At 72.9% G+C, this 13,303-nt stretch carries 2 protein-coding genes; both read right to left on the bottom strand.

Features of this window, described 5'->3' with window-relative positions; all coding sequences use genetic code 11:
• Positions 1 to 591: 591 nt before the first annotated feature.
• Positions 592 to 1,680: an alpha/beta hydrolase family protein gene (locus tag VGC13_RS03105; RefSeq protein WP_331123740.1), complete on the bottom strand. Its 1,089-nt coding sequence runs from the start codon at positions 1,678 to 1,680 to the stop codon at positions 592 to 594.
• Positions 1,681 to 2,161: 481 nt separating this feature from the next.
• Positions 2,162 to 11,887 carry an amino acid adenylation domain-containing protein gene (locus VGC13_RS03100; protein ID WP_331123739.1) on the bottom strand — a complete coding sequence of 3,242 codons (9,726 nt, stop codon included), beginning with the start codon at positions 11,885 to 11,887 and terminating at the stop codon, positions 2,162 to 2,164.
• Positions 11,888 to 13,303: the final 1,416 nt, after the last annotated feature.

Genomic DNA, 13,303 nt, shown 5'->3' with positions numbered 1-13,303 from the left:
AACACCCTCTGAGGGAGCGCACCACGTGTAACCCGATTCCATACAACCGCCTGCGCGCAACCGAACGACCTGCTCTCCGGCGAAGCGGGGCCGGCTTCATGCCGCGGGACCAGCCCCGTCGTTCTGCTGGCGAGATCCTTCGGTCGGCGCCAAAGTCCATCGTATCCGCAGGTCGCGGAGCGGCGCCTCCCTCAGGAAGTCAATCGCAGGGCGAGGCCGCTCCTCGTCGGCGTGTACGAAAAGGCCATGGTGCTGGCCGAAGAATCTGCATGCTGGGCGGAAGGACCTTTCCGCTGCGCAGCGTTCCCGGGCGATGCCCGGGAAAGGGCTCCGCGCGAGGGGAGGGAGATTCTTCGGTCGCGCCAACGAGCTATGTGGTTTTCCCGGAGCTCCGGGGTGGGCGCTCCCTCAGAATGACAGGTTTTTCCTCGGGATTCGGCAGGACAAGCGCTTCCGCCGCCGTTCACCCGTTCACCCGTTCACCCGTTCACCCGTTCACCCGTTCACCCGTTCACCCGTTCACCCGTTCACCCGTTCACCCGTTCACCCCTTCACCCCTTCACCCCTTCACCCCTTCACCCCTTCACCCCTTCACCCGCCCCGCCGCAGCCGGTTCAGGAACGCCACCGTCCGCCCGTGGTCGAACGCGGCCGTGCTGTGCCCCAGCCCGGGATATTCCAGCCATTCGTCCCGCGCGGCCGCCCGGTCCAGCCGACGGAGCGCGGCGACGAGGACCCGCGCCTGGGCGGGCGGCACCGTGGTGTCCAGCGAGCCGTGATGCACCTGCACGGAGGGAAGCCGCGCCGCCCAGAGCACGGGGGAGCGCCGCACCAGCTCGCGGCGGAACCGGGCGGGGGTGATGAGGCCGTCGGCGAGCGGCCGCAGGAAGCGGTCGTGCAGCATGCGCACGCCCAGAAGCGGGCGCGGCCCCTCGCGCAGCGCCTCCTCCATCAGCCCGCGCACCCACGGATCGAAGAAGTCGGTGGGTCCCGCCATCTCCGAAACCAGGTCGATGCGCGGGTCGCGGATGGCCATCAGCAGCGCGACCGTGGCACCGCGGCTGGTGCCCAGCACGCCGATGCGCTCCGGGTCCGCCTCCGGCACCCGTCGCAGCGCCACGTTCAGGAACGCGAGCGCGTCGTCCACGTCGCCGTCCCACAGGCTGGGCTCCCCGCCGGACCGGTAGGTAACGCCGCCCGCGGTGATGGACTCGGAGCGAAAGGAGGGGACGACGACGGCAAAGCCCCGCGCCTGGGGCCCCATCAGCGTAAGCCTAGCCGCCACTTCGCTCACGCTGGTCCCGGCGTCGCCGCTGTGCGCCACGACCAGCACCGGAAGCGAGCGCGCCGCGGCGCCCGCGGGAACCAGCACGGCTCCGTAGTGCCGATGCTCGCCGACGAGGTGCGAAAAGACGCGGACCGTGGTCAGGTCACCCAGGACCGTGACGCTGGACGCGCCTTCTTCGACGATCCCGCGCGCCGCGACGTCGCGCGCGCGCCACTCCGCCTCGACCGCCAGGATCTCGACCGTGGTCGCGGGGCGGAAGAGGGCGTCGAAGTCCACCCCCGCGGGCGCCGCGACGGGCTGCGCACAGGCAGCCAGCAGCCCCGCAAGCAGCAACTGCGCAGGCGGAAACGCGGAGCGCATCCCCCGCACGGCGCCCGGAGACGCAAAGGTCATATCAAATCAAGGGTTCCATCGCATGATCAGCGAATGCGGTTCGCTCGCGCGGGGAGGGCCGTTCGGTGGGTGGGGGCTGGCTGGGGCGGGAAGAGAACGCCGGGCATGGCTGAAGCGGCACACCGCCGGGCACGGTGGAATGATCTGCTTTCGAGGTCAGAAGAACAAGTGTTTTGACATCCGCGTAAAGATCGGCCTCACGCTGAGGCGCTGAGCGGGTGTCAAGAATCACCCTGGCCGCTGAGTTCCTGATACCAGATTCTCGGCCCGATTGTGCATTTCCACAGGCCGTTTCATCATCATCCAGATCCTGAAAAAGAATGATCGTACAGAGGAACAGAGTCAGACAGAGGAACCAAGCCGATATTTCAGCTCGCTTTCTCTGTCTGACTCTGTTCCTCTGTACGCATGAAGGTGTTGTTTTCCCGGATTCGGCGTCACACCGAGGACACGGAGAAGACAAGAGGATGAGAGGGTGTTGCTAAACCCCGCGATCGACTTCATGAGGGAGGCGCGACTCCGACCCGTCCACCAAGCGCACCGGGATGGCCGCGCGCGGGGCGCGGCGAACGCGGGGGAGCGCGCGGCGCCCGGCTTCGCGAAGCGCCTCCACGCGCACCGCCATCGCGGCCACGGTGGGATCGTCGAACAGGGCACGCACCGGCAGGTCGATCCCGAACGCGTCGCGCACGCGGGACGCGACGCGCGTGGCCAGCAGCGAGTGGCCGCCCATCTCGAAGAAGTGGTCGTGGATGCCCACGCGCTCCAGGCGCAGCACCTCGGCCCAGATCGCCGCCAGCCCTTCCTCCACGGGCGTCCGCGGCGCCTCGTACGCGGCCGCGGCCGGGGCCACGCCGGGCGCGGGGAGCGCCCCGCGGTCCAGCTTGCCGTTGGGCGACAGCGGCAGCCCGTCGAGAAAGACGAACGCGCCCGGCACCATGTACTCCGGCAGCCGCGTCCGCAGGTGCGCGCGCAGGGATTCCGCGTCCGCGCCGCCCACCACGTAGGTGGCGATGCGCGGTTCGCCCGGCGCGTCCTCGCGCACCAGCACGGCGCACTCGCGCACGCCCGGGTGCTGGCGCAGGACGGATTCGATCTCACCCAGCTCGATGCGAAAGCCGCGGAGCTTTACCTGGTGGTCCAGCCGCCCCAGGTACTCCAGCGTGCCGTCCGCCCGCCAGCGCGCGCGGTCGCCCGTGCGGTACATCCGCGCGCCCGGCGTCTCGGCCAGGGGATCGGGGATGAAGCGCTCGGCCGTGAGGCCGGGGGCGCCCAGGTACCCGCGCGCCACCTGCACGCCCGCGATGTGCAGCTCGCCCGGCACGCCCACCGGCAGCGGGCGCAGCGCGGCATCCAGCACGTGCAGCCGCGTGTTCCACACCGGCCGGCCGATGGGCACCACCTGGGTGGACGTGCTCCGCGCGCACGGCCAGTAGCTCACGTCCACGGCCGCTTCGGTGGGGCCGTACAGGTTGTGCAGCGCGGTGGATGATGGAAAGCGCGCGTGGAACCGGTCCACCAGCGCCGGGGGGAGCGCCTCGCCGCTGCAGACGACGCGGGCCAGGGTGCGGCAGCGCGCGGGGTCCGCCGCATCCACGAACGCCTGCAGCATGCTGGGGACGAAGTGCAGCGTGGTCACGCCGCGCCGCTCGATCACCTCCCGCAGGTACGCGGGATCGCGGTGGCCGCCGGGGCGCGCCATCACCAGCGTGGCGCCCTGCCGCAGCGGCCAGAAGAACTCCCACACCGAGACGTCGAACGAGAACGGCGTCTTCTGCAGGACCACGTCGCCCGCGGCCAGCCCGTACTGGGCCTGCATCCAGGCCAGGCGGTTCACCACGCCGCCGTGCGCGTTCATCACCCCCTTGGGCGTGCCCGTGCTGCCGGAGGTGTAGATGACGTACGCCAGGCTTCCCGGCCCCGCCGTGCGCCGCGGGTCGTCCGCGGGCTCCGCGGCGATGCGCTCCCACTCCGCGTCCACGCGCACCACCGCCACGCCGGGCTCCGCGGGGACGGTCCCGCGCAGCGCGTGCTGCGCCAGCACCACGCGCACGCCGGCGTGCGCCCGCATCCGCGCCAGCCGCTCCGCGGGGTGGCCGGGATCCAGCGGCACGTACGCGCCGCCTGCCTTGAGGACGGCCAGGAGGGAGACCACCATCTCCAGGCCGCGCTCCATGCAGATCCCGACGCGGACCTCCGGACCGACCCCCAGGCGGACCAGGTGGTGCGCCAGCCGGTTCGCCCGCGCGTTCAACGCGGCGCAGGTGAGTGTCTGGTCCTCGAAGACGACGGCCACCGCGTCGGGCGTGCGGGCCGCCTGCGCCTCGATGGGGTGGTGGATGCACTGCTCGGCCGGATACGCCGCGTCCGTCGCGTTCCACGCGGCCAGCAGGCGCCGCTCCTCGCCGCCCGCCAGCTCCAGCCGCGACAGGGGCAGCTCCCCGTCCGCCGCCACCTGCCGCAGCACGCGCGACAGGTGGCCCGCCATCCGCTCGACGGTGGCGCGGTCGAACAGGTCGGTGGCGTACGACAGGGTGCCGCGGAGGCCCTCCGCGCCGGCGGAGAGCGCCAGCATCAGGTCGAACCTGGCCACGCCCGGGTTGACGTCGAGCGGGACGACCTGCAGCCCCGGCGGGCCGGCGTGGAGCCCGGGCGCCTCGTTGAGGGTGAACATCACCTGGAACAGCGGCGAGTGGCCCATGCTGCGCTCCGGCGCCAGCGCCTCCACCAGCCGCTCGAAGGGCACGTCCTGGTTCTCGTACGCACCCAGCGTCGCCTGCCGCACGCGCCACAGCAGGTCGCGAAAGGGGGGATCGCCCGACAGGTCCGTTCGCAGCACCAGCGTGTTGACGAAGAAGCCGATCAGCCCCTCCACCTCGCGCCGCGTACGCCCCGCGACCGGGCTGCCGACGGACACGTCGTCCGTGCCCGCGTACTTCGCCAGCAGCACCTGAAAGGCGGCCAGCAGCACCATGTACAGCGTGGCGCCCTCGCGCCGCGCCAGCGCGGCCAGCCGCTCCGTCAGCTCGGGCGGCAGCTCCACCGGCACGCCGTCGCCGCGGTACGACTTCTCGGCCGGGCGGGGACGGTCCGTGGGCAGCTCCAGCAGCGCGGGCGCGCCGGCGAGACGCTCCCGCCAGTACGCCAGCTGCCGGTCCAGCGCATCGCCCTGCAGCTGCTCGCGCTGCCAGACGGCGTAGTCCGCGTACTGCACCGGGAGATCGGGGAGGGGCGATGGATCGCCCCGCCGGTGCGCATCGTACAGAACGGACAGCTCGCGAAAGAGCACGCCCAGGCTCCACCCGTCGCTGGCGATGTGGTGCATGCACAGCAGCAGCACGTGCTCCTCGTCCCCCAGCCGCAGCAGCGCCGCGCGGAAAAGCGGACCCGCCGACAGGTCGAAGGGGGCCGCCACGTCCGCATCCAGCCGCCGCGCCACCTGCGCCTCGCGCTCCGCGTCGTCCAGCCCCGACAGGTCTTCGACGGGCAGCGAGAAGCCGGCGAACGGCGCGATCACCTGCACCGGGCGCCCCGCGGATTCCGTGAACGTGGACCGCAGCGGCTGGTGCCGGCGGACGATGCCGCCGAGCGCGCGTTCCAGGGCGGACACGTCCAGCGCGCCGCGCAGCCGCAGCGCCGAGGGAACGTTGTAGATGGCGCTGCCGGGCTGCAGGCGGTCCAGGAACCAGAGCCGCTCCTGCGCAAAGGAAAGCGGTACGGCCCCCGTCCGCTCGGCGGGCACGATCGGCGGCGGCGCCGGGAGCCCGGCCGGCGCCTCGTGCTTCACCCGCACCGCCGCGGACGCGCGCGGCGCGCGGCGAACCGGGGGCAGCGGCCGCCTGCCCGCGCCGCGAATGGTTTCCACGCGCGCCGCCAGCTCGGCCACGGTGGGCGCGTCGAAGAGGGCGCGCAGCGGCAGGTCCACCTCGAACGCGTCGCGCACGCGGGCCACGACGCGGGTGGCCAGCAGCGAGTGCCCGCCCAGCTGAAAGAAGTGGTCGCGCGCGCCCACCCGCTCCACGTGCAGCACGTCCGCCCAGATCGCGGCCAGCCCCGCCTCCACCGGCGTCCGCGGCGCTACGTACGCCTCCGCGTCCGGCGCCACGGTGGGCGCGGGGAGCGCCTTGCGGTCCAGCTTGCCGCTGGGGGTGTGCGGAAGCGTCTCCATCCGCACGAACACGCCCGGCACCATGTACTCCGGCAGCCGCTCCCGCAGGTGCGCACGCAGCGCTTCCGCATCCGCGTCGCCCACCACGTACGCCGCCAGCCGCCGGTCGCCGGAGCCGTCCGCGCGCGCCACCACGGCGCAGTCGGCGACGGCGGGATGGCGGCGGAGCACGGACTCGATCTCCCCCGGCTCCACGCGAAAGCCGCGGATCTTTACCTGCTGGTCCAGCCGGCCCAGGTACTCCAGCGTCCCGTCCGCCTGCCAGCGGACGCGGTCGCCGGTGCGGTACAGCCGCGCGCCGGGAGTGCCGCCGAGGTGGTCCGGGACGTACTTCTCCGCCGTGAGCGACGGCCGGCCCAGGTAGCCGCGCGTGACGCCCCTGCCGCCCAGGTACAGCTCGCCCGGCACGCCCACGGGGACGGGATGCAGCCCCGCGTCCAGCACGTACGCCCGCGAGTTGCTCAGGATGCGCCCGATGGTCACCGGCCCGGCCGGCTTCCGCAGGGCGAAGGTGCTGAACGTGGTGTCTTCCGAAGGTCCGTAGAGATCGTAGACGCGCTCCACGCCGCGCGCGTACAGCGCATCCACCAGTTCCGCGGAGAGTGCCTCGCCGCCCAGGTTCACCGTGCGGACCGAGGCGGGGATCCCGTCCGTCTTCAGCAGCGCGGCGGCGGCGGAGGGGACGGTGTCCAGCAGCCGCACATGGTCCGCGGCGGCACTCGCCGGCAGGGCCAGCGCGTTCTCGACGATGATCACGCGGCCGCCGCGGGCCAGCGGCGTGAACATCTCGAACACCGACATGTCGAAGCTGATGGACGTCGACGCCAGCATCCCGGCGAGGTCGTCCGCCGAATAGGTGTTCCACCCCCACGAGAGCATGACCACCACGCTCTCGTGCTGGATGGCGACGCCCTTGGGACGCCCCGTGCTCCCGGAGGTGTAGATGAGGTAGGCGAGATTCCGCGCCTCCACCCCGCTCCGCGGATTCTCCGCCGGCGCGCCGGCGATGGCGTCCGCGTCCCGCTCCAGCACCACGACGGCCACGCCGGGCTGGTCGGGGAGGATGCCGCGCAGCGCCTGCTGCGTCACCAGGACGGGCGCTTCCGCGTCCGCCAGCGTGTTCTCCAGCCGCTCGACCGGATAGTTGGGATCCAGCGGCACGTAGGCGCCGCCGGCCTTCAGCACCGCCAGCATCGACACCAGCAGGTCCAGCCCGCGCCGCAGGCAGATGCCCACGCGCACCTCCGGCCCCACGCCCAGCCCGCGCAGGTGGTGCGCAAGGCGGTTGGCACGCTCGTTCAGCGCCGCGTAGGTCAGCGAATCGTGCTCGTGGAGGGCGGCGACGGCGTCCGGCGTGCGCGCGGCCTGCGCCTCGAACAGCTGGTGGATGCAACAGTCCGCGGGATACGGGGCATCCGTCCCGCTCCACGTGCCCAGCAGCTGCCGCTCTGCCTCATCCAGCAGATCCAGCCGCGACAGGCGCAGCTCCGCGTCCTCCGCGACCTGCCGCAGCACGCGCGACAGGTGGCCCACCATCCGCTCGATGGTGGCGCGGTCGAACAGGTCCGTGGCGTACGACAGGGTGCCGCGGATGCCCTCCTCGTCCGCCGCCAGGCCGAGTGTGAGGTCGAACTTGGCGCTCGCCACCTCCACGTCCACCCCCGCCACCTCCACCCCCGGAAAGCCGCCGCGGAGCCCGGAGGCCTCATCGAGCGTGAACATCACCTGGAACAGGGGCGAGTAGCCCATGCTGCGCTCCGGCGCCAGCGCCTCCACCAGCCGCTCGAAGGGCACCTCCTGGTTCTCGTACGCGCCCAGCGTTCCCTGCCGCACGCGCCGCAGCAGGTCGCGGAAAGTGGGATCGCCGGAGAGGTCCGTCCGCAGCACCAGCGTGTTGACGAAAAAGCCGATCAGCTCCTCCACCTCGCGCCGGGTGCGCCCCGCGACCGTGCCGCCGACCACCACGTCGTCCGCGCCCGCGTACTTCGACAGCAGCACCGAAAAGGCGGACAGCAGCACCATGTACAGCGTGGCGCCCTCGCGCCGCGCCAGCGCGGCCAGCCGCTCCGCCAGCTCGCGCGGCAGCTGCACCGGGACGGCGGCGCCGCGATGCGACTGCTCGGCGGGGCGCGGACGGTCCGTGGGCAGCTCCAGCAGCGCGGGCGCGCCGGCGAGACGATCCCGCCAGTACGCCAGCTGCCGGTCCAGCACCTCGCCCTGCAGCTGCTCGCGCTGCCAGACGGCGTAGTCCGCGTACTGCACCGGCAGACCGGGGAGCGGCGATTCCCTGCCCTCCCGATGCGTTTCGTACAGGATGGACAGCTCGCGGAAGAGCACGCCCAGGCTCCACCCGTCGCTGACGACGTGGTGCAGGCAGAGCAGCAGCACGTGATCGTCATCCCCAAGCCGCAGCAGCGACGCGCGGATCAGCGGGCCGGCGGAGAGGTCGAACGGGCGCGCCGCATCCGCCGCGGCGCGCCGGCGCACCTCCGCCTCGCGCTCCGCGTCCTCCAGGGCCGACAGGTCCGACAGCGGGAGCGCGAACACGCCGAAGCGGTCGATCACCTGCACGGGACCCGCCGGCCCCTGCGCGAAGACCGTGCGCAGCGTCTCGTGCCGCTGGACGATGGCGGACAGCGAGCGTTCCAGCGCGCGGACGTCCAGCGCCCCGCGCAGCCGCAGCGCCGCGGGGACGTTGTAGCTGGCGCTGCCCGGCTGCAGGCGGTCCAGGAACCAGAGCCGCTCCTGCGCGAACGAGAGCGGCGGCGCGTCCGTCCGCCTCACCGGCACGACCGGCGGCAGCGGCGGGATGCCGGCGCGGCGCAGCGCCTCCACCCGCTCCGCCAGCCGGGCCACGGTGGGGCACTCGAATACGGCGCGCAGCGGCACCTCGACCCCGAACACCTCGCGCACGCGGGAGACCACGCGGGTGGCCAGCAGCGAGTGCCCGCCGATGGCAAAGAAGTTGTCCGCCGCGCCCACCCGCTCGCGGCCCAGCACCTGGGCCCAGATCCCCGCCAGCACCTCCTCCACCGGCGTGCGCGGCGCCACGAACGCGTCCGCCGCGCTGAAGTCCGGCGCCGGCAGCGCACGGCGATCCACCTTGCCGTTGGCGTTCAGCGGCAGCGCGTCCAGCGCGACGTACGCGGCGGGGACCATGTAGTCCGGCAGGCTCGCGCGCAGGTGGCCGCGCAGCGCGTCCGCGTCCGCACCCCCCACGACGTAGGCCACCAGCCGCTTTTCGCCCGGCACGCCCGCGCGCGCCCCGTCCTGGCGCACCACGACGGCGCACTCCACGACGGAGGGATGCCGGCGGAGCGCCGCCTCGATCTCGCCCGGCTCGATGCGGAAGCCGCGGATCTTTACCTGCGTGTCCACGCGGCCCAGGAACTCCACCGTGCCGTCCGGCCGCCAGCGCGCGCGGTCGCCCGTGCGGTACAGCCGCGCCCCCGGCTCCGCGCCGAAGGGATCGGGGACGAAGCGCTCCGCCGTCATCCCCGGCCGCCCCAGGTAGCCGCGCGCCACGCCGTGGCCGCCCGCGTACAGCTCGCCCGGCACGCCCGCGGGCACCGGCCGCAGCGCCGCGTCGAGCACGTAGACGCGCGTGCCGGAGACGGGGCGGCCGATGGGGACCGGCCCGCCGCTCCACCCGGCCGGGACCGTGTGGCAGCAGGTGAAGGTGGTGTTTTCCGTGGGCCCGTAGCCGTTGATGATCCGCATCGCCGGGAATCGCTCGCGCACCCGGCGCACCGCCTCCACCGGCAGCACGTCGCCGCCGGCCAGCAGCTGCCGCACGCCGCGCAGGTCATCCAGCCGCTGCTCCACCATCACCTGAAAGAGCCCGGCCGTCAGCCAGAGCGTGGTGACGCCGTACTCCATCACCGCGCGCCCCAGCTCCTCCAGCGAGGGCGTTTCGCCGGGCATCAGCACCACCCGGCCGCCGTTGAGCAGCGGGGCCCACAGCTCCAGCGTGGACGCATCGAACGAGACCGGCGCCGCCTGCAGCACCACCTGGTCCGGGCCGAAGTCGGCGTAGTCGGCGCCGCGCACCAGCCGCACCACGCCGCGGTGCTCCACGCCCACGCCCTTGGGCGTGCCCGTGCTCCCGGAGGTGTACATCACGTACGCCAGCCCGCGCGCGCCCACGCCGGCGGCCGGGTTCTCCGCCGGCTGGTCCGCGATCCGCCGCGCGTCGCCGTCCACGCTGGCCACGGCGACGCCCTGCGGCACCGGCACGGCCGCGCGGGTGGATTCCTGCGCCACCAGCACGCGCACCTCCGCGTCCGCCAGCATCTGCGCCAGCCGCCCGGCGGGATACGACGCATCCAGCGGAACGTACGCGCCGCCGGCCTTCAAGATGGCGAGGATGGAGACGACCATCTCCAGCCCGCGCTCCACGCACAGCCCCACGCGCGTCTCCGGACCGACGCCCAGGCGGACCAGGTGATGCGCCAGCCGGTTGGCCCGCTCGTTCAATGCGCCGTAGGTGAGGGACCGGTCCCCGGAGGTGGCCGCGACGGCGTCCGGCGTGCGCGCCGCCTGCTCCTGGAACAGCTGGTGGATGGGACGGCGGGACGGATACTCCGCGTCCGTCCGGTTCCATCCATCCACCACCTGCGCGCGCTCCGCCTCGTCCAGCAGGGTGAGATGGGAAAGGCGGACGCCGGGCTCCGCCGCGGCCTGCCCCAGCACGCGCGACAGGTGGGCGGCCATGCGCCGGATGGTGGCGCGGTCGAAGAGGTCCGTGGCATACGCCAGCGTGCCGCGCAGCCCGTCCCCGTCCGCGCCCAGCGACAGCGCCAGGTCGAACTTGGTGGTCGCCAGGTCGATGTCGAGATCCGCCACCTCCAGCCCGGGAAGGCTCCCGCGGAAGCCGGCGGCCTCGTTGAGTGTGAACATCGCCTGCACCAGCGGCGCGTGGCCCAGGCTGCGCTCGGGCGCAAGCTCCTCCACCAGCCGCTCGAAGGGCACCTCCTGGTGCTCGAACGCGCCCAGCGTCCCCTCGCGGACGCGCCCCAGCAGCTCGCGGAACGACGGATCGCCGCCCAGGCCCGTCCGCATCACCAGCGTGTTGACGAAAAAGCCGATCAACCCCTCCACGTCGCGGCTCGTCCGCCCCGCGGCCGGGCTGCCGACCACCACGTCCTCCGTCCCCGCGTACTTCGACAGCAGCACCGAGAAGGCGGCCAGCAGCACCATGTACAGCGTGGCGCCTTCGCGACGCGCCACCGCCTCCAGCGCCTGCGCCAGGTCGGCGCCCAGGGCGATGCGCTCCGTGGCGCCGCGGTACGACTGCACGGCCGGGCGCGGGCGGTCCGTGGGCAGCTCCAGCAGCGCGGGGGCGCCGGCCAGCCGCCGGCGCCAGTACGCCAGCTGCCGGTCCAGCGCGTCCCCCCGCAGCCGCTCCCGCTGCCCCGCGGCGTAGTCCGCGTACTGCAGCGGCGGCTCCGCCAGCGGCGACGGCGCCCCGTCGCGGAACGCCGCGTACAGCGCCGACAGCTCGCGAAAGAGCACGCCCATGCTCCACCCGTCGCTGACCGCGTGGTGAATGCAGAGCAGCAGCACGTGCTCGCCGTCCGCCAGGCGCAGCAGCGACGCGCGGAAAAGCGGGCCTGCCGCCAGGTCGAAGGGCCGCGCCGCGTCCGCCGCCGCGCGCCGCCGCACCTCCGCCTCGCGCTCCGCATCCTCCCGCCCCGAGAGGTCCTCCACCGGCAGCGCGAAGCCGGCGAACGGCGCGATCACCTGCACCGGGCGGCCGTCCGACTCGGCGAAGGTGGTGCGCAGGGCCTCGTGGCGGCGGACGATCTCGCCCAGCCCCCGCTCCAGAGCCGCCACGTCCAGCACGCCCGTGAGGCGGAGGGCGGCGGGGAGGTTGTAGACGGTGCCGCCGGGGTCCATCCGGTCCAGGAACCAGAGCCGCTCCTGGGCAAAGGCGGCGGGCGCCGTGCGCGTGCGGTTGAGCCGCTCGGCGAGAACCTTTCGCAGAAGCGCCTGCTTTTCGCTGCGGGAAAGCCCGGCAGACTCGGCTGAAAAGGTCATGGGATGGATGGGTACAGCCCTGGGTGTCCGGCCCGCCTCCGGGGAATCCCGGAGGCAACGCATGCCCTGCCCTGCTAAACCTCTGTCCGCGTTTGACGTCCTGGGGGAGGCGCCGCACCTGGCGGCCCGCCGCGACGCCCCGGACCGGCCCTGTCCGGCTGTTTCGCCACCGCACGCATTGCGCGGGCTGCCGCGTCCGGCCTCCCATGGGCCGACGGTAGATTCCTCGGCCCTGCAACCTGCAGAGCGAGCGTCCCGATGGCAGTGTGGCCGGGCCTCGGAATGACAGTGCTGTTGGGTTCAGCAAGCGGCGCAACGCGCCGCTTGCACAGGAAGCCCTTGGCCGCACACCCGATCTGTCATTCCGAGGGAGCGCACACCCGGCACCTTGCCCCGATCCCAAAGCCGGTGCGCGACCGAGGAATCTACTTTCCGTTTCCGGGTGGCCCGCCACGACACCCCGGGCCGGCCCTGTCCGGCTGTTTCGCCACCGCACGTATTGCGCGGGCTGCCGCGTCCGGCCTCGCATGGGCCGACGGTAGATTCCTCGGCCCTGCAACCTGCGGGGCGAGCGTCCGATTGCAGCGCGGCCGGGCCTCGGAATGACAGCCTTGTTTGCGTCCAGCAGGGTGCGCGGAGCACCGGTGGACCGGAAGTCACCTCCCGCCCACCCAATCTGTCATTCCGAGGGAGCGCACACCCGGCACCTGGCCAATCCCAAAGCCGGTGCGCGACCGAGGAATCTACTTTCCGTTTCCTGGTAGCCCGCCGCGACGCCCCGGGCCGGCCCTGTCCGGCTGTTTCGCCACCGCACGTATTGCGCGGGGCTGCCGCGTCCGGCCTCGCATGGGCCGACGGTAGATTCCTCGGCCCTGCAACCTGTGTCGCGAGCGTCCGATTGCAGCGTGGCCGGGCCTCGGAATGACAGCCTCGTTTGCGTCCAGATGCGCGGAGCGGCGCTGAACCCAGGAAGTCACTCCCGCACACCCGATCTGTCATTCCGAGGGAGCGCACACCCGGCACCTTGCCCCGACCGCAGAACCCGGTGCGCGACCGAGGAATCTACTTTCCGTTTCCTCGAGGCCCGCCGCGACACCCCCTACCGGCCCTGTCCGGCTGTTGCGCCACCGCACGTATGACGCGGGCTGCCGCATCCGGCCTCCCATAGGCCGACGGTAGATTCTTCGGCCCTGCAACCTGCGGCGCGAGCGTCCGATTGCAGCGTGGCCGGGCCTCGGAATGACAGCCTTGTCTTCGTCCAGCAGGGTGCGCGGAGCACCGCTGAACCCGGGAACTCACTCCCGCACACCCGATCTGTCATTCCGAGGGAGCGCACACCCGGCACCTTGCCCCGACCGCAGAACCCGGTGCGCGACCGAGGAATCTACTTTCCGTTTCCTCGAGGCCCGCCGCGAC

This window comes from Longimicrobium sp., assembly GCF_036399255.1.
In the GTDB taxonomy this organism is placed as follows: domain Bacteria; phylum Gemmatimonadota; class Gemmatimonadetes; order Longimicrobiales; family Longimicrobiaceae; genus Longimicrobium.
This window is presented reverse-complemented; position numbering and strand designations above follow the sequence as displayed.

Coding starts and splice junctions, on each gene's coding strand:
- VGC13_RS03105 (WP_331123740.1), bottom strand. CDS start 1,680: ATGACCTTTGCGTCTCCGGGCGCCGTGCGGGGGATGCGCTCCGCGTTT.
- VGC13_RS03100 (WP_331123739.1), bottom strand. CDS start 11,887: ATGACCTTTTCAGCCGAGTCTGCCGGGCTTTCCCGCAGCGAAAAGCAG.